At 59.7% G+C, this 17,887-nt stretch carries 11 protein-coding genes and 2 tRNA genes; 6 read left to right on the top strand and 7 right to left on the bottom strand.

Going from position 1 to position 17,887, the window contains the following annotated elements:
- Nucleotides 1–101 precede the first annotated feature (101 nt).
- Together AB5Y84_RS20235 and AB5Y84_RS20240 are read right to left on the bottom strand one after the other, a co-directional pair.
- Complete coding sequence (locus AB5Y84_RS20235; RefSeq protein WP_040066119.1) at nucleotides 102–380, bottom strand: peptidylprolyl isomerase; 279 nt, start codon at nucleotides 378–380, stop codon at nucleotides 102–104.
- A 133-nt stretch (nucleotides 381–513) separates the two neighbouring features.
- Complete coding sequence (locus AB5Y84_RS20240; protein ID WP_005350568.1) at nucleotides 514–888, bottom strand: hypothetical protein; 375 nt, start codon at nucleotides 886–888, stop codon at nucleotides 514–516.
- A gap of 514 nt (nucleotides 889–1,402) precedes the next feature.
- Here AB5Y84_RS20240 and AB5Y84_RS20245 point away from each other — a divergent pair.
- Both AB5Y84_RS20245 and AB5Y84_RS20250 read left to right on the top strand, forming a co-directional pair.
- Nucleotides 1,403–3,178: an autotransporter assembly complex family protein gene (locus AB5Y84_RS20245; RefSeq protein WP_005334265.1), complete on the top strand. Its 1,776-nt coding sequence runs from the start codon at nucleotides 1,403–1,405 to the stop codon at nucleotides 3,176–3,178.
- A gap of 61 nt (nucleotides 3,179–3,239) precedes the next feature.
- Entirely contained in the window at nucleotides 3,240–7,040 is a 3,801-nt protein-coding gene (locus AB5Y84_RS20250; RefSeq protein WP_368177613.1) for a translocation/assembly module TamB domain-containing protein, read from the top strand.
- 175 nt (nucleotides 7,041–7,215) lie between these two features.
- On the opposite strand, the gene AB5Y84_RS20255 is transcribed toward AB5Y84_RS20250, so the two are convergent.
- Together AB5Y84_RS20255 and AB5Y84_RS20260 are read right to left on the bottom strand one after the other, a co-directional pair.
- Nucleotides 7,216–7,300 (bottom strand) — tRNA-Tyr (locus AB5Y84_RS20255).
- A 34-nt stretch (nucleotides 7,301–7,334) separates the two neighbouring features.
- Nucleotides 7,335–7,419: transfer RNA gene (locus tag AB5Y84_RS20260), tRNA-Tyr, on the bottom strand.
- A 124-nt stretch (nucleotides 7,420–7,543) separates the two neighbouring features.
- On the opposite strand from AB5Y84_RS20260, the gene AB5Y84_RS20265 reads away from it, so the two are divergent.
- Complete coding sequence (locus AB5Y84_RS20265) at nucleotides 7,544–8,053, top strand: VC2046/SO_2500 family protein (RefSeq protein WP_201903705.1); 510 nt, start codon at nucleotides 7,544–7,546, stop codon at nucleotides 8,051–8,053.
- 111 nt (nucleotides 8,054–8,164) lie between these two features.
- Here the strand turns inward: AB5Y84_RS20265 and raiA are convergent, their stop codons facing one another.
- On the bottom strand, nucleotides 8,165–8,503 hold the full coding sequence (raiA, locus tag AB5Y84_RS20270; protein ID WP_005334257.1) for a ribosome-associated translation inhibitor RaiA: 339 nt from the start codon (nucleotides 8,501–8,503) through the stop codon (nucleotides 8,165–8,167).
- A 368-nt stretch (nucleotides 8,504–8,871) separates the two neighbouring features.
- Between raiA and AB5Y84_RS20275 the strand changes: the two genes are divergently transcribed.
- From AB5Y84_RS20275 to AB5Y84_RS20285, 3 genes are all read left to right on the top strand, one after another.
- A complete protein-coding gene (locus AB5Y84_RS20275; RefSeq protein WP_368177614.1) occupies nucleotides 8,872–11,376 on the top strand; it encodes a putative bifunctional diguanylate cyclase/phosphodiesterase in 2,505 nt (834 codons plus the stop codon).
- 99 nt (nucleotides 11,377–11,475) lie between these two features.
- Nucleotides 11,476–13,377: a transglycosylase SLT domain-containing protein gene (locus AB5Y84_RS20280; protein WP_368177615.1), complete on the top strand. Its 1,902-nt coding sequence runs from the start codon at nucleotides 11,476–11,478 to the stop codon at nucleotides 13,375–13,377.
- A 177-nt stretch (nucleotides 13,378–13,554) separates the two neighbouring features.
- Nucleotides 13,555–14,553 carry a LacI family DNA-binding transcriptional regulator gene (locus tag AB5Y84_RS20285; protein WP_040066127.1) on the top strand — a complete coding sequence of 333 codons (999 nt, stop codon included), beginning with the start codon at nucleotides 13,555–13,557 and terminating at the stop codon, nucleotides 14,551–14,553.
- A 77-nt stretch (nucleotides 14,554–14,630) separates the two neighbouring features.
- On the opposite strand, the gene AB5Y84_RS20290 is transcribed toward AB5Y84_RS20285, so the two are convergent.
- Complete coding sequence (locus AB5Y84_RS20290; protein ID WP_368177616.1) at nucleotides 14,631–15,695, bottom strand: 3-deoxy-7-phosphoheptulonate synthase; 1,065 nt, start codon at nucleotides 15,693–15,695, stop codon at nucleotides 14,631–14,633.
- A 126-nt stretch (nucleotides 15,696–15,821) separates the two neighbouring features.
- Nucleotides 15,822–17,774 (bottom strand): TonB-dependent receptor, encoded by a 1,953-nt coding sequence (locus AB5Y84_RS20295; protein ID WP_150388806.1) that lies wholly within the window; start codon nucleotides 17,772–17,774, stop codon nucleotides 15,822–15,824.
- Between the last annotated feature and the right edge of the window lie 113 nt (nucleotides 17,775–17,887).

The raw sequence follows: 17,887 nt of genomic DNA on the forward strand, positions 1-17,887 counted from the left end.
AGAGTTTGGCGTGGTTTTGGTCAGTTTTACGAGGGGAATGCAGAGGGAGGTGAAGCCCGCCTGACGGGAGCTTCACCGAGAAGATGGTCAGTTGTGATGACTTAGTTGCGATAGAGCACTTTGATCAGATGGAAGCCGAACTTGGTGCGCACCGGCCCCAACACCTTGAGCAGTTCGCCCTTGAAGACCGCATCGTCAAATGCTTTCACCATATCTCCCTTTGAAAATTCTCCCAAATCGCCAAAACGCTTGCCTGAGGGACAGGTAGAGAAACGCTTGGCCATCTGGCCGAAGTCGGCTCCCTTCTCGATCTTCTCCTTGATCTCCAGACACTGTTTTTCGGTCTTGACCAGAATGTGCTGGGCACAGGCTTTTTTCATCGGGGCGCTCCTGGGAGTGATGGCGAAGGTTGTTAACGCCAAGAGTGGTGGCAAATCGGGGCGCAAGAGTACCCCAATTTGCCACTGGCGTCAGCCATCACAGCCCGCCATTTACCGGCGTTCGTCAGCCCTGTTACTGGCGAGCACGGGTGGCCAGCACGGCGCGGGGGCGCGCTTGCCAGATGATCTCCAGCCCGAGCAGGGCGTAGAGGCTCCAGATGGCCAGCGGATTGAGCCACTCACCCCCCAGTTGCAGGGTCATCAGGGCGCAACCTGCCAGCAGCAAGGTGATCCCCGGCAGCCGCCAGTGGACGGGCAGGGGGGCCAGCATCGCCATCGCCAGCAGAATGCCGAGGCCAAACGGCAGGTTAAGGGCGGTAAAGGCCAGTGCCTGTTGGCCACTCATGCCAGTCAGCAGGGCCAGCAGGGCGCTGCAACAGGCGAGAAAGGTGATGAACTCGAGACGATCGGCAATATAGTCAGCCATCTGTTCGCTACGTGCATGCATGATGTGTCTCCTTCAGTTGATGGTTCAAGTGTGAGGGAGGGACGCTTGCAAAGGCAGCGGGATAATTCGATTGCGCTGAACGAGCAATTCTTAATCACCCGCTACGGCGGGCTTTGGCGTGTGCCGGGCCTGTTAAACGGTGAGGGTGGGGCGATGCCGACAAACTCTGTCGTGGTGGGTTTCTGGTGTTAATGAGAGGGGGAGAGGTGACAAAGGCGGCCTGACGACGAAGTGAACCTTGTTCAGAGCGGGTAAGCTCGCCCCCATCGGGAAAGCGGGCGGCGTCATTGTCAGCAAAATGTGTGATTTGTGGTCAACCTCTTAAAAGATATGGCGAATTTGCCAATGGCGCCGCGCTGTCGCTGGCCGATGCCTATGTTAGGATAAGGTTCGCCATTTTTCTGGCGCGCATTTTTGTTTCACGGCCATGCACGGCATGGCGTGCTGCGCCGCATTCGGGGTTGGCCCGAAAGGGCGCTGGTTTCCTTCACCACAGATTCAGGAATATTGACCTTTGACAGGATGCATTTCATCCCTGCTGGCAGGGCGTTCACTGTCCGGCCCTGCGTTTCGCCGCGGCCTGCGGGTACTGGGGGTTGGCCTGTTGCTGTCGCTGCTGGCTTCGCCCGCGTTTGCCGCCAAGCTCACTTATCAGGTCAAGGGGTTGAAAGGCGAGAACAAGGATAACGTTGAAGCCTATCTCAATGCCCTGCCGGTCTATCAGGAGCGGCAATACCGCCCGGCCCGCGCCAAAATCACCGAGAGCGTGCAAAAGGCGCTGCAGGTTTATGGCTATTACCAGCCGAAGATCACCCTGAGTCGCGACAAGAAGACTCCGTCCAAAGTGGTGATTGAGGTAGACAAAGGGGAGCCGGTCATCGTCTCCCGCCTCGATATTCTGCTGGAGGGGGATGCGGGCAGCGACGAGCTTTACAGCGCCCTGCTGGACAAGTTGCCCCTCAAAGAGGGCGAGCCCCTCAATCACGCCAAATATGAATCCATCAAGGCCGACCTCGGCAGCCTCGGGCTGGCCCGCGGTTACTTTGATGCCAAGCTGAGCAAGAGTCAGGTCAAGGTGTTCCCGGACAAGGGGACGGCGGAGATCTTTATTCTGTTCGAATCGGGCCATCGCTACCGTTTTGGCGAGATCCGCTACGATGCCACTCCCGAAGCGCTTCACCTTATTCGCCCGCTTATCAACATCAAGAGTGGCGACCCCTATCTCGCCATCCGTCTGGCCGAGATGTCGCAGGATGTCTCCTCAACCAAGCTGTTCCGTCAGGTCGATATCAAGCCGGTATTGAGCGAGGCGAGCAACTATCGGGTGCCCATCGCGGTGACGCTGGATAACCGGGTCGATCACGAAATCGAGACCGGTATCGGTTATGCCACCGACGTAGGGCCGCGGATGAGTGCCACCTGGGAGAAGCCCTGGGTCAACCGCTACGGCCACCGTCTCTTTGCCACCGCCAAGGTGTCGGCGCCGGAGGCCGAGCTCAGCTTCGACTACCAGATCCCGGTGGGTAACCCGCTGCGGGACTACTACTCCATCCAGACCGGCTACCAGTACAAGGACAACAACGATACCCGCTCCGATCTCACTACCATCGGTGTACACCGCTGGACGCGACGGCCGGAGAGCTGGGATCGGGACGTCTTTATCCGGCTGGAGAACGAGATCTATACCCAGGGCGCCGACGAGGGGAACAGCTTGCTGCTGATCCCCGGGGTCTCCTGGTCCCGACTGCGGGTGCGCGGCACTCTGGTGCCCGATTGGGGGGATCGCCAGCAGCTGACGCTGGAGTTCTCCGACCCCAGATGGGGTTCCGACATCAGCTTTATGCGGGTGTGGGGGCGCAGCAAGTGGCTGCGAACTCTTGGCGATAACCACAGATTCCTGATGCGGGCCGAGCAGGGGGCCATCATAGGTGACAGCTTCTCGTTGGTGCCGCCGTCTTTGCGCTTCTTTACCGGTGGCGATCAGACGGTGCGCGGCTTTGGTTACGAGAGCATCTCCCCCACCGGGCCGGATGGCAAGCTGACCGGTGGTCGTTACACCAGCGTGGCCAGTCTGGAATACAACTACCGCTTCAGCGAGAAGTGGCTGGGGGCCATGTTTGTGGATGGCGGCACCTCCACCACCGATTACAGCGAGCCTTGGAAAATAGGTACCGGCGTCGGTGTGCGCTGGGTCACCCCCATCGGTCAGGTCAGACTGGATCTGGCGGTCGGGGTATCGGAAGAGGACAAGCCCTTGCGGCTGCATTTCGCATTGGGGCCTGAATTATGATGTTGTCTAAACGCTTTTTTCTTTGGCCGCTGCGGCTGTATCTTGCGCGGGGGTCTGCATTGTGATCTGGCTAAAACGCATCTTTCTCTGGCTGATGGGGCTGGTGTTCCTGCTGCTCATCGGCGTCAGCCTGTTGGGATTCACCCATCAGGGCAACAAGTGGCTGTGGCAACAGGCTAGGGCGGCGTTGCCCTCCCTCAAGGGGGAGCTGGTGGCGGGCCAGCTTGGCTATGGCTGGACCCTGGAAGAGGTCGGCTGGCAGGATGAGCTGGTGGATGTCACTGTGGATCGCGCCGTGCTCGACTGGGATCTCGGCAAGTTGCTGCAGGGCAAGCTCTGGATAAAATCCCTGGCGGTGACCCATCCGGTGGTCAAGGTAGCCGACTCGGAGCCTGCACCGGAAGAACCGTCGGAGCCTTTTGTCTGGCGCCCGCTGCCACTCAAAATTCAGGTCGACAGCCTCAAGGTCGCGGATCTCGATCTGGCGGTGCCCGGCGTGGCCGTGACCCTGGGGTCCCTCGATATCGGCGCCACCCTCAACCGCAAGGGGCTGATTGTACGCGGCCCGGTGCTCGATAACCTGACGGTGACGCTGGATGATGCGGCACCCGCCAGCGCAGCCAAATCCGCCAAGCAGCCGGCCGCTAACGAGAAGCAAGCCGGTGCTGCGGTGGCGCGTAACGACAAGGCCAGCGCCAAGACCGTCAAACAGGGCAAAGGGACGCCAGCTGCGAACACGGCAAAGGCAGCCCCCATTCTCCTGCCCGCCATTCATCTTCCTTTCCCCATCCAGCTGGAAGGGGTCAGCGCGACCCGGGTGCAATATAAGCAGGGCGAGCTGATTGAAGGGCTCGACAAGTTGCTGCTGTCGGCCACTGCTGCCGACGATCGCATCGAGGTGCGCGAGTTCTCGCTGCGCCACGCCATGGCCGATCTGGCGCTCAAGGGCCATATCCAGCTCAGTGACGACTACCCGCTGGCAGTGACGCTGGATGCCAAGGCCCGCAAGGGGCTGCTGGATGGCGAGCTGCAGGGTGAGCAGGCCACGCTGGCGCTGAGTGGTTCGGTCGGCAAGCTGGGGTTGGCGTTGTCGGCCAAGGGGCCGGTCGCCGCCAATCTTAAGGGCTCGCTGGCAGCCCTCGACCCGGATCTCCCTTTTGATTTGACCCTCGACTGGAAGAGCCTCGGTTGGCCTCTTCACAAGCCTGCCAAAGATGAGCCGAGCTATCTGCTGGATAAAGGGAGCCTGACTGCCAAGGGCAAGCTCTCCGGCTATCAGTTTGCCCTCAATACCTCCGGCAAGGGGACCGATGTCCCACCCTTCAAGCTTACGCTGGACGGCAAGGGGGATCTGGAGCGGCTCAGCAAGATCGCCTTGCAGCTCAATGCCCTCAAGGGGGAGCTGAAGCTCGATGGCAAGCTCGCCTGGAACAAGGGGATCGAGTGGCAGGGAACCACCCTGTTCAAGGGGATCAATCCGGCCGAGCTGCTGCCCGAGCTGAAAGGGACGCTGGCCGGTGAGCTGGAGAGCCGTTTCGTGATGAACGAAGCGGGCCACTGGGAGCTGAAACTGCCCAAGCTCAAGGTGGATGGCAAACTCAACCAGTACCCGCTGGCCCTCAAGGGGGAGCTTAGCGGCAACGACAAGATGGAGTGGCAGATCCCGGCGCTCTCGTTGCAAAGTGGCCCCAACCAGTTGCAGGCCAAGGGCAGTATCAGCAGCGCCCAGTGGAGGCTTGATGCCAACCTGCAGGCTCCCCAGCTGGGGGGCATCTATCCCGGCCTGAAAGGGGATATCAAGGGACAGGTGAAGGTCAGTGGCAATCAGCAGACGCCAAAAATCGATGCGGATCTCGCCTCCGACCGGCTCTACTATGCCGGCACCGACCTGAAGGGCATTAGTCTCAAGGGCAATGCGGTGATTGGCGCCAAACCGGCCGGTGAGCTCGCGTTGTTGGTGGCGCAGCTGAAACAGGGCGAAACCAAGCTCAGCCAGCTGGCCCTGAACCTCAGCGGCGATATCAGTCAGCATCTGTTGACCCTGACCATGAAGGGTGACCCTGTTGCGGCCAACCTCAAGCTCGGTGGCGGCGTGCGGGGGGATCACTGGCGCGGGGCGCTCTCCGAGTTGCAGTTGAAAACCCCGCTGCGCCGTTGGGACTTGAGCTCCCCGTGGGCACTGGATCTCGATCTGCCGCGTCAGCGGCTGGCGATGGGGGATCTCTGCCTCGGCTCCCAAGGGGCCAGCCTCTGCGTCAAGGGGAGTCAGGTCTCCGCTGCCCAGGGTACCCTGGAGTTTGCCCTGAGCGAGTTTGAGCTCAAACGGCTACGCCCCTGGTTGCCGGACAACTTCCGCTGGCAGGCGATGCTCTCCGCCGATGGCCGCGCCAGCTGGCGTGGCAATCAGCCGACCCTGCATGCGGTGGTGCGCACCACGCCGGGCACTTTTGTGGCTGATGGTCTCAAGACTGATTATCAGCAGTTGGCCCTGGCCCTGGATTTCGAGCGGCAGCAGGCGGCCATTCGCCTCGATTTTGCCTCCAAACAGATCGGCAATATCGATACCGATCTGCTGATCAGGGAGCCCGCCGGTCGCGGTCTGCTCGGCGGTCAGCTCAAGTTTGACGATCTCAAGCTCAATACCTTTGCGCCACTGATCCCTGAGGTGCGCTCCCTGCAAGGGATCATCTCCGCCGAAGCCCGTTTCGACGGCACCCTGGCGGCGCCCCTGCTGTTTGGTCAGCTCAACCTGCGTGACGGTGAAGTGCAGACCCACTCTGACATGGTGACCCTGACCAAGCTGGTGACCCGCCTCAAGATCGAAGGCAACCGCGCCGAGCTCGATGGCTCCATGCTGGTGGGCAAGGGGCCGCTGGCGTTGGGCGGCTGGCTCAGCTGGGCCAAGATGCCGGTCAGCGGCAGCCTCACCATTCAGGGTAAGGATCTGGAGGCACAATATCCGGGCATGGGCCGGGTCAGAGTCTCGCCCGATATCGCGGTGTCGCTGGGGGAGGAGACCCGCATTACCGGTCAGGTGGATATTCCCTGGGCGCGCATTCTGGTCAAGAGTCTGCCGGATTCGGCAGTGGCGGTCTCCGACGATGTGACTGTGGTCTATGACGATCTGCCCCCTGCTCCCAAGCAGGCAAGTCTGCCGCTGGCGATGAAGGTAGCGATCCGCCTTGGCAACGATGTGAAACTTGATGCCATGGGACTGAAGACCGATGTCTCCGGCGGTCTCAATATCCGTCAGGATCCCGAGAAGCCGCTGGCAGGCAACGGTCAGCTGGTGCTGACCAACGGCCGCTTCAAGGCCTATGGTCAGAACCTCATCATCAAGGAGGGGCGGATCCTCTTCTCCGGTCCGCTGGATCGGCCGTTCCTCAACATCGAGGCCAACCGGGATCCCGATACCATCGAAGGTCAGGTGACGGTCGGGGTGCGGGTGACTGGCCCTGCCAGCAAGCCGGAGATAACTGTCTACTCCGAGCCGCAGATGGCGCAGTCGGAACAGCTCTCCTATCTGCTGCGCGGCAAAGGGCTGCAAACCAACGGAGAAGATGGCGGTTTCAACGGTCTGCTGGTGGCCGGTGCGGTCAATCAGGCCAATGGCGTGGTGTCGAGCATCGGCGAGTCGCTCGGGATGAGCGATGTCTCCCTCGATACCGCGGGCAGTGGTGACAACACCCAGGTGACGCTGTCTGCATATCTGCTGCCGGGCTTGCAGTTCCAGTACGGGGTCGGGGTCTTCAGCCCCATCGCCGAATTCAAGCTGCGCTACGAGGTATTGCCACGACTCTATCTGCAGGCGATGAGCGGGGTGGCTCAGGCGGTCGATATCTTCTATCGCTTTACTCTGTAACGCATCATCCCGTAACAGGGCTGATATGAACGTAAACGGGAGGCACAGACCTCCCGTTTTTTATTGCACGATCGGCTGCAGGCAAACAGCGATAAGGGGCTGGAGGGTAGAGGAATAACGGATTGGGCAGACCAGAAATGCGAAAACCCGGCGCTAGGCCGGGTTTTCTGAATGATGGTGGAGGGAGAAGGATTCGAACCTTCGAAGGCAGAGCCGTCAGATTTACAGTCTGATCCCTTTGGCCGCTCGGGAACCCCTCCACGGGGTATTGCTTTCAAATTGTCGCACTTGAAATGGTGGAGGGAGAAGGATTCGAACCTTCGAAGGCAGAGCCGTCAGATTTACAGTCTGATCCCTTTGGCCGCTCGGGAACCCCTCCACAAGTGCGAGGCGCATACTAACAGATCTTCCGGTTTTGTGAACCCCCAAGCAGGATTTTTCCATTAAAAGAATTGGATTTGTGGCCGATAACCAGTGAAATCGCCATTTTCGAGAGTTATCTCATGCTGCCCAGTTCAATCCGTAATCACCTGCTCGTTGATGAGGGCCAGTTGGGGCAGCGCCTCAACCGTGACCTGCAGCATGGCGATCGCGCTGATTTCCGGTTGCATCTGGCCCTGCTGACCGATGCGGTGGAGGAGCAGCCCTGGTTTGATGCCAAACCGGCGGCCACTCCCCAGAGCCGTGACTGGCGTCTGCACTTTGCGCTGAGACCGGCAGAGGTGCTGGTGGCTGAAGGGGCGGGGAGTGACTGTAGTGCCATCAATGAGCGGTTGCAGCAAGGGGGAAGCATGGTGGATGTGCGGCTCTGGCTGGCGCTGCAAACACCGCCGCTGGCGGTCAAACAGCCGCTGCTGGATGAGGCTGTCTACGACAACCTGTCGCCGCTGGCGCGGGAGCGGTTGCAAGGAAAGCTGGCCGATATGCCACGCCAGGAGGATCCGCTGGTATTGCTGCCGATCCTCGACCGTTTGCAACAGGGGGTGGATACCCGGTTGCACTGGCTCAGTTGATGGCGCCTGTTCACTGGTGTAACGCGATGCTTGTCGGCAAATCACAGGCAACAAAAAGGCGGGTGACCCCGCCTTTATGCTCTTTGGAATTTTTAGCCGTGCGGCATGCTATCAAGCGTCAGCTTCATCCGGTTGCGGCTGCTCTTTGAGCGCGGCATTGGCGCGACGGGCAATCGGCTTTTCGGTGTGACGGTTGAGTTGGCGCTCCAGTTTTTGCCCCAGTTCGTTGATGGCGGCGTAGAGATCCTCATGCTCTGCCTGGGCAAACAGTTTGCCGTTGGGGATGCCAGCACTGGCTTCGACAGTGAACATCAGACGCTCTTTGGAAACAATCACATGGGGTGTGATGAGAGGCACCTGAAGACGTTCGAGCTTTTCAAAACGGGATTCGATGCGCTCGCGGATAGCCGGGGTGATGTCGATGATTTTGCTGGTAATTTCGATTTTCATATTGGCCCCCTTCGGGTCGTCTTGCTTGTGTCTTCACCTTCAGATTACTCATTGGTAAAGATTGAAATGTGATCTATGTCACATAACCTTCCCTTGGCTATTCAGCAACTTATAAATTGTGATCTTTTCCGGTTTCGTGCCAAAAACAGCTTGAGCTCCATGAAACTGGCAGGCAGTATGACGGGAATAGGATCGTTTCTGTCCCTTCTTGGCAGCACTTCGTGTCGACCTCATGTCCGGTTTCCACTGCTTGATATCGCATGTTTGTACTCTTCCCTCGCAACCTCTGATCTGATGAGTGGATGCAGGGGGCGTTGCTATGCCTGATTGGACATCAAACGTGGTTGGTTGTTGTGTTGGAGTGGTAAATGAAGCAGCAGGCCACGCAAGTCATGTGGTTTTTCGATCGGCAACATGATCAGTGGAGTCTCTCTGATCAGGGGGCCTACCAGCAGTGGCAAGGGGAGGGCAATCATCCTTGGGCCGCTCGCCTGTTACCGGAAGATGAGGCAGGCTTTGCCGACTTTCTCGTCCGGCTTCATGAATCACATCTGCCTGAACAGTTCATCGGTCATCTGAAAGATGATCAGGGGCAGCTCAACCATGTGCTCTGGAGCGGCCAGTTTGTGCCCACCCAGCAGATCTGCTGTGGCTGGCTGGCCCCTCTTGATACCGCCAACAGTGCGGTCTCCTCTCTCAATCTCTCTTTGCCGTTGCTGCAAACCACCCTGCTCACCCAGTTGGCGCAGGCGCTCTCTGCCCGCACCGGGCTCGATTTTTTCAATACCCTGGTCAGCCAGCTGGCCCATATCCTCAAGGTGGATGCGGTCTGGGTGGGTGAGTTGTGCGGTGCCGACCGGGTCAAAGTGCTGGCCGCCGACGGGCTGGCGCAGAAGGACTATCCGCTGGCGGGCTCCCCCTGTCAGGAGCTCTACAAGCAAGGTGCCATCTGTTTCGAGGTGATCGACGAGTCGCAGGAGTATCAACCCTGGCTGGCGGCCGGGCAGACTTATTATGGTCAGCCGCTGTTTGATGCCAGAGGCCAACTTCTGGGCCATCTGGCGCTGCTCTATTCGGCCCCTGCAGATACCAGCAATCTCACCTCGGTGCTCAATACTTTCTCGGTACGGATGGTGGCCGAGCTGGAGCGCCTGCAATCCGATGCCCAGATGCGCCTCTCTGCCGTTGCATTCGAGACCCACGAAGGGATCATCATCACGGATCCGGGGTTCAAGATCTTGCGGGTCAACAACGCCTTCAGCCAGATCACCGGCTTTGACAGCCAATCGGTGCTGGGCCTGCATCTGGAAGAGGATCTCTGGCCCAATCTGGGTGGGCTGGGTTACGAGCTCAACCCTCTCAACCGCTGGCAGGGGGAGACCCAGCGTCGCCATGTTGATGGTCACACCTATCCCCAGTGGGAGATAGTGACGCCGGTGCAGGATGAGAAAGGGGTGATCAGCCACTTTGTCATCTGTTTTGAGGATATCTCCGAGCGCAAGGCGGCCGAGCGGCGCATCCAGGATCTCGCCTATTACGACGAGCTGACCGGATTGCCCAATCGCCGTCAACTCCACGAGACCCTGGTGCAGACCTTCAACGAGGCGACCCGCGACGGTCTGATTGGCGCCCTGCTCTTTATCGATCTCGATCACTTCAAGACCATCAACGACTCCCTCGGCCACGCCACCGGTGACTGGCTGCTCGAGGAGGTCGCCGCCCGTCTCAAACGGTTGGTGCGGCAAGGAGATTGCCTGGCCCGCCTCGGCGGTGACGAGTTTGTGTTGCTGCTGCCATCGCTCTCGGCCAGCCCGCCCCAGGCGGAGATGCAGGCAGATATCATTGCCGAGCGGCTCATCACCGAGATTGCCGCTCCTTATACCTATGTGGGGCAAGTGCTGCACATCGGCGCCAGTGTCGGCATTACCCTGTTTCCGGATCGGGAGCAGGGGGTCGATGATCTGCTCAAGCAGGCGGATACCGCCATGTATCAGGCCAAGTCCGCTGGCCGCAAGACCCGTCGCTTCTTCGATGCCTCGATGCAGCAGCAGGCGGATCGCCGTCTGCTCATTCACAACGAATTGCGCAACGCCCTCAGCCAGCAAGAGCTGACCCTCTACTATCAGCCCCAGCATATGGTCGATGGCGGCGATATCATTGGTGTCGAGGCGCTCATTCGCTGGCAGCCGGCCGGTCGCTCGCTGGTCTCGCCGGCAGAATTTATTCCCATTGCCGAGGAGACCGATCTGATTGTCGATATCGGCAACTGGGTGCTGCACGAGGCGTGCGCCCAGTATGTGCTGTGGGAGGAGAACGGCATCCATATTCCGCAGATCTCGGTCAACGTCAGTGCCAAACAGTTCCATGCCACCGATTTTGTCGAGCGGATCCACGATGTGTTGGCACAAACCGGCATGGATCCGGCATGCCTCAATCTGGAGATCACCGAATCCGTGGTGCTGGGCCATGCCGAGGACACCATCAGCAAGATGACCGAGCTCAAGGAGCTCGGCATCAGCTTTGCCATCGACGATTTTGGCGCCGGTTACTCCTCCCTGAGCTACCTCAAGCGGCTGCCTGCCGATGAGCTCAAGATCGACCGCTCCTTCATTCAGGACATCCCGAAAGATGGCGACAACATGGCCATCGTCGAGGCGGTGATCGCCATGGCGCGACATATGGGCTTTAACGTCACGGCGGAAGGGGTGGAATCCCGTCAGCAACTGGAGTTTCTCAAGGCGCAGGGGTGCAGTTTCTATCAGGGCTATCTCGCCTCCAAGCCGCTGCCGGTGCCCTATCTGGAGAAATATGTACAGCGGCTGACCAGACCGGAGCAACTGCGTGAAATGCAGCTGAGCGAGTCAGAAAAATAGTCCCTGCTCCCCGCTGTAGCGCTGCTCGGCAACGGGTAGAATGAGAGGCAGTAGACCCACCGCCACCGGGCGGTGTATTGCCTTCAATGGAGATGTTCAGTGAAAGCTGTATGGGGAATTGTTTTGTCGGCGCTGTTTGTGCCGACCCTGATGGCGCAGACTGCCGACCAGACGCTCTACCGTCAGGCGTATGACGCCGTACGGGCCAATGATCAGGCCCGTTTCCAGCAAATTCGTGCCCGTTTGACCCATTACCCCCTGCTCCCTTACCTCGATTACTATCAGCTCGCCTTTCGTCCGGGGGCAGCCGATTACAACGATGTGACCCGCTTTATCCGCCAGCATGGAGATACCCCCCAGTCCAACAGGCTGGAGCGCAGCTATCTGACCTATCTGGCCCAGAGCCAGCAGTGGTCGCAGTTCCTGCGCTTCTATCCAGCCAAGCCGAGCTCCACCGACCTGCTCTGCATGCACTATCAGGCGCTCTATTACACCGGCAACCCGAAAGAGGCGTTGCAGGGGGCGGGCAAGATCTGGATGAGCGGTCAATCGCGTCCCGATGCCTGCTCCCCGCTGTTCCAGCTGTGGCAGGCATCCGGTCAGCGAACCCAGGAGAAGATCTGGCAGCGGATGACGCTGGCGTTCGAGGCGGAAAACCCCAATCTGATCCGCCACCTTGGCGCGACCCTGGGTAGCGGCTTGCAGAGCTATGGCGATCAGATGGTGACCCTGTTCGAGCAGCCCGCCAAGGCGATGAACCCGGCCTATTTCAGCAGCAATCCCTATTCCCGCAAGCTGCTCTCCCTCGGCTTGACCCGCTATGCCAATCAGGAGCCGGAGTCGGTGCTGCGCCAGCTTGCGCTGTTGCGCAGCCGTTTCGGCCTGACCCAGGCCGAGGTGAAACCGGTTGAGCGTGCCATTGCCCGCCGCCTGCTGCTGGATCGCTCCATAGCCCAGCGCAGCTGGGTCGACAGCACGGTGAAAAAGCTGGCGGATCCCGATATCACCGAGCTGCGGGCGCGACTGGCCATCTGGGAGCAGGATTGGCGTGGCCTCTCCGGCTGGGTGAAGATGATGCCTATGGCCCGTCAGAAAGAGGATCGCTGGCGCTACTGGATGGCGCGCTCCCTTGAAGTGCAGGGGCAGCAAAAACCGGCGCGGGATCTCTATCTGGAGACCGCCAACCTGCGCGGTTTCTACGGCTTTATGGCCGCCCAGCGCACCGGCGTGCCCTATCGCATCAAGAACCAGAGCGTCAAGCATGTACCGGACTGGCGCACGGCCAGCCAGCGCTGGCCCTTCTTGTTGCGGGTGCGCGAATTGCTCTCGATGAACGAGATTGCGGCGGCCCGCTCGGAGTGGATCCACAACATGGATCGCAATCCGGTGGCCCAGCGTATCGAGTTTGGTCATATCGCCCTCAATCAGGGGTGGCACGAGCTGGCCATTCTCGCCAGCATTCGCGCCGAAGCGTGGGATGCCCTCGACCTGCGCTTCCCGCTGCCGCTCAAGCGCACCTTCTCCCAGATGGCGCAAGAGCGCACCATGAACACCAGTTTGCTCTATGCCATCTCCCGTCAGGAGAGTGCCCTCTATCCGCTGGCCCAGTCGCCGGTGGGGGCGCGCGGTCTGATGCAACTGATGCCTGCTACTGCCAAAGAGACTGCCGGCAAGCTGGGGGTGCCCTATCGCAACGAGCAGCAGCTGTTTGATCCGACGATGAATATTCGTCTGGGGAGCGCCTATCTCAAGCGCTTGCTGGATGTCTATGACGGCAACCGGATCCTGGCTGCTGCTGCCTACAACGCCGGGCCGGGACGGGTAAAACGCTGGCGAGAGCAGAGTGACAACAAGCCGATGGACGTGTGGGTCGAGAGTATCCCCTACAAGGAGACCCGCAACTACGTACAAAACGTCTTGTCGTTCGATCTCATTTATCAGCACAAGCTGCAGCAGCCGCTGCGCTTCATGTCGGAGCGGGAGCTCAATCACGCCTATTGAGTCGGGGGCCGCCAGCCGGCCCCTGTTTTCAAATTTCCCTGCTGCCGGGTATCATCGGGTAAGGTTTTGTTACCAAAGGAAACATGCCTGGTGACCTGGCTCCGGGAATTGCATCAGGCCGCAGGGTATACTCAGGCGTCGGCACCGACAGGTTCCCCCACAATAAAGGAATGGATAGTGGCAACGATTAAAGACGTTTCTCAGCTGGCAAATGTGTCTATCTCCACCGTGTCGCGGGTTATCAACAACACGGCACAGGTAGCACCGGAAAAGCGTGAGGCCGTACTGGCGGCCATGAAGGAACTGAATTTTCGACCCAACAGTTTTGCCCAGGCACTGGTCAGCAAGCGTTCCAACTGCATTGGCGTGCTGGTTGGCGACCTCTGCGGCGGCCCCTTCTTTGCCCAGATGATGCGTGGCATCGAAACCATGGTCGATCAGGCCAACAAGTTCACCATCGTCATGTCTGGCAACCACGATATCGCGCGCGAGCGTCATGCCATTCAGGCGCTGCTGCAGCGCCAGTGCGATGCGCTGATCCTCCACAGCAAGGCGCTCCCGGATGAGGAGCTGAGCGAGCTGGCGGCAGGCTCTACCCCCATCGTGTTTATCAACCGTCAGGTGCCGGGCTTTGAGGATCGCTGCGTCTGGCTCGATAACCAGGCGGGGATCACCACCGCGTGCCAGCACTTGTTGGATGCCGGTCATCGCAACATCGCCTTTATCACCTCCGATGATGAAGAGTTTGTAGATGGTCAGCAGCGGATGGCCGGTTACACCCAGACCCTGGCCAGAGCCGGGATCGCCTTTGATCCTGCACTCGTCAGCCGCGCCTTTGCCGACGAAAATGGCGGCTATGTGGCGATGAGTGAACTGCTGGCCCGTGGTGTCGAGTTCACGGCCGTGCTCGGTTTCAACGACGGCATGGTGGCGGGGGCGATCTCTTGCCTGCTGGAGCGGGGTTACAAGATCCCGCAGCAGGTGTCGGTGGTGGGGTTCGACGATATCCCCTACGCCCGCTACATCTATCCCAAGCTCACCACAGTGCGCTACCCCATCGAGGAGATGGGCAGCCGCGCTGCTGAACTGGCGCTGCGCCTGCTCGATCACAAGCCGGTGGACGGCCTGGCGCTCAAGTTTGAAGCCCAGCTGGTGGAGCGTGAGTCAGTCGCCTGACGTGCGTCAGACAGTGAACAACAAGGTGGCCCCATCGGGGCCACACTCTTTTCTGCGTTATCTCTCTAATCCGCCATTTATCCCGCCAGAGCGACCCGCTGCTGGCGGCGCACCTCCACCCCTTCTGCCACCATATCGAGCAGTTGCCTTGTCTGTTCCCAGCCGATGCAGCTATCGGTGATCGACTGGCCGTAGCACAGCGGTTTGCTGCCAATCTCCTGACGCCCTTCGCAGATAAAACTTTCCACCATGATGGCGGCGATGGCATGGCTACCTGCCCCCAGCTGGTTGGCAATGTCACGGGCAACCAGCAGCTGGCGGGCATGCTGCTTCTGGCTGTTGCCGTGGCTGCAATCGATCATCAGCCGGGGTGACAGATGATGCTGGCGCAGCAGCTCGCCAGCCTCTGCCACATGAAAGCTCTGATAGTTGGGCAGGCGGCCACCGCGCAGGATCAGGTGGCAGTCGGGGTTGCCATGGCTGCGCACCAGTGCCAGCTGGCCATCACCGGAAGGTTGGGTATAGAGGTGGGCCGCTCGGCTGGCGAGGATCGCCTCTACCGCGATCCGGATATTGCCGTCGGTACCGTTTTTAAAACCGATGGGGCAGGGAAGGGCCGAGGCCAGCTGGCGGTGGAGCTGGGATTCGGTGGTGCGAGCGCCAATGGCACCCCAGCTGATGAGATCCCCCAGATAGAGCATGCTGGTGAGATCGAGAAATTCGGTGGCACAGGCGAGCCCTTCCTGTCCAAGTGCCAACAGTAACTCCCGAGCCTGGGTTAGTCCCTTTTCCAGTCGATCGCTGCCATCGAGGTCGGGATCGAAGATAAATCCTTTCCAGCCGAGCGTCGTGCGCGGCTTTTCGAAATAGGTGCGCATTACCAGTTGCAGTTGCTCCCCGTATTGGCCCTGCAGTTCAGCGAGCCGGCCACCATAGTCGCGGGCGGCTGCCGGATCGTGAATGGAGCAGGGGCCGATCACCAGTAGCAGGCGATCATCCTCTCCCTGCAGAATATGGCGGGCTTGCTGGCGGCTGCGTGCGATCTGGCGAGCGAGCCGTGCCGGACAGGGTCTGGCCTTTAACATCTCGTCAGGGGTGGGCAGGGTGGCAAGGGGTGAAGCATTCAGAAGTGAGGTGAACATGAGCGATCCTGATGACAAATGGAAATCTGCATGCTCTTTGCTGTCCAGTGGGGATCTTCCCCTTATTCTCTTGGTTAACAGAGCGCGGGCATGGGCCCGCGCTCTGTTATATCGGCCTTGGCTACCTTAGAAGCGGGCTGAGCCGCTGACGTAGTAGCTGCGACCCGGTTCGACGTTCTGGAAGACGGTGTCTTTCTCTTGCAGGCGCACGTCGGTCAGGTTGTTGATCCCCAGTCGCAGGTCAAAGTTCTCGGTGACCTTGAAGCCGGTGCCGAGATCGAAGGTCTGATAGCTGGGCAGCTTGTGCAGTACGACAACCTTGTTGACGGTCTGCTCGGCAAACTGGGTGCCGGTGTAGGTGGTGCCGACAAAGGCATTAACCCGCTCGGTGGCCTGCCAGGTGATCTTGGCGTTGGCCTTGTGCTCAGGCCGCTCGGGCAGAGCCTGGCCCTGATCGCCTTCAGCCTTGAGGTAGGTGTAGTTGGCACCAAGGTTGATATTGTCAGTGAGATCGAGCTTGCCGGTCAGCTCGAGCCCCTTGGTGGTGGCTTTCTCCAGGTTGTACCAGGTGCGGTCAGTGGAGTTCGGCAACTGCTTGAAGGTGAGCATGTCGTCGATGTCGGAGTAGAAGAGGGTGGCGCTGGTTTCCCAGATCCCTTCTCCTGCGATGACACCCAGCTCGTAGTTGGTGCTGGTTTCTGGCTTGACCTTGTCGCTGCCATAGATGCGGCAGCTGCCGCCGCAGCTCTCGATGCTGTAACCGTTGGAGTACTGGTGTGGTGCCGGTGCCTTGAAGGCCTGGCTGACCCCGCCCTTGACGGTCACCACATCGTTCATTTCATAGACCAGATAGCCGCGCGGGGTGAAGTGGCTGCCGTAGATCTCGTGGTGATCGTAACGGCCGCCCAGCGTGAAGGTTAGGCTGTCGGTCAGGCCAATTTCATCCTGGGCGAACAGCGCCTCCTGAGAGTGACTCTCCTTGCCGCCGATATCCTTGTAGCTCACCGCATCCACCAGCTCCCGGTCCAGATATTCACCACCCAGGGTCAGGTAGTGGTTGGCCAGCGCTAGGTTGGTATAGCCCTTGAGGGTCAAGGTGTTCTCTTCCAGCTCCCGCTGCTGTGGGGCAGAGTAGCTGGTGTTGAAGTCGTCGATCTGGGAGCTCTCGTAGTTGGCCATGACGGTGGTGTCACCCCAGCTCCAGTTCCCCTTGTGAGTCAGACCAAACAGGTTGCGATCGTTTTGCTGCTGGCGGCTGTGCACCTTGTTGCCGGTTTTGCGGAAGATATCGAGAGGCCGCTCATCCTGGTTGTAGAGGTAATCCAGCTCGAAGCGCTGCTGCTCATCCACCAGCCAGCTGAGGGTGGAGGCGAAGTTGCGGGTCTGTTTGGCTTCGATAAGGGGGATGCCGTCAGCAGCTTCGGTGGGGGTCCAGGCTTGACGGTCATACACCTCGCCGTTCATCCGGATCAGCAGGTTGTCGGTCAGCGGGCCGGTAAAGCCCAGGTTGGTTCTGTGCTGATCGCCGCCATCCTTGCCCTCGATGGCTTTGAAGTCGGCATCGGCCGCCCCTTGCCAGGTTTTGCCCGGCTGCTTGGTGATGATGTTGATGACACCACCGATGGCATCGGAGCCGTAAAGTGCCGACATGGGGCCACGGATCACCTCGACCCGCTGGATCATGCCAAGGGGAACCGGAGTGTTGTCGAAGTTGCCGCCGCGCCACAGAGCATTGGAGGAGGAGAGGCGTTTGCCATCCACCAGCACCAGGGTGTATTTGCCGGACATGCCGCGAATGCCGATATCGCTGCGGCCATTAGTGTCAGCTTCAGCCTGAATGCCCACTTCGTGGCGCAGCAGGTCGGCAAGGTCATTGACCGGTGCGGCGGCGATCTGTTCTGCCGTGATGACAGAGATAGAGGCCGGTGCCGAGCGGGTATTGTGCGCCGTGGTGGTGACGGTGATCACCTCGTCGGCTTGAGGGGCGTTGCTGGCAGCGATCGCTTGCTGGGTCAGCAGAGTGACGATGGTGGTGGCCAGCAGACTGGGAGCAATAAAACGGGAGGTTGAGGATTTCATTATTTACATCTTCCATAATATACAAATGATAAGCGTTATCATTATCAAGTTGAATTTGCTCCGATCGCAACTCTTTTTTATCGGCGAAGTTCAGTTTCGTTCGTCACCTGCTT

The sequence above is a fragment of the Aeromonas sp. s11 genome (assembly GCF_040907945.1).
GTDB lineage: Bacteria > Pseudomonadota > Gammaproteobacteria > Enterobacterales > Aeromonadaceae > Aeromonas > Aeromonas veronii.

Excerpts from the sequence above, each read along its gene's own strand:
- raiA (WP_005334257.1), bottom strand. The coding sequence starts at position 8,503 with ATGAAAATCGAAATTACCAGCAAAATCATCGACATCACCCCGGCTATC.
- AB5Y84_RS20235 (WP_040066119.1), bottom strand. The coding sequence starts at position 380 with ATGAAAAAAGCCTGTGCCCAGCACATTCTGGTCAAGACCGAAAAACAG.
- AB5Y84_RS20295 (WP_150388806.1), bottom strand. The coding sequence starts at position 17,774 with ATGAAATCCTCAACCTCCCGTTTTATTGCTCCCAGTCTGCTGGCCACC.
- AB5Y84_RS20265 (WP_201903705.1), top strand. The coding sequence starts at position 7,544 with ATGCTGCCCAGTTCAATCCGTAATCACCTGCTCGTTGATGAGGGCCAG.
- AB5Y84_RS20290 (WP_368177616.1), bottom strand. The coding sequence starts at position 15,695 with ATGTTCACCTCACTTCTGAATGCTTCACCCCTTGCCACCCTGCCCACC.
- AB5Y84_RS20240 (WP_005350568.1), bottom strand. The coding sequence starts at position 888 with ATGCATGCACGTAGCGAACAGATGGCTGACTATATTGCCGATCGTCTC.
- AB5Y84_RS20275 (WP_368177614.1), top strand. The coding sequence starts at position 8,872 with ATGAAGCAGCAGGCCACGCAAGTCATGTGGTTTTTCGATCGGCAACAT.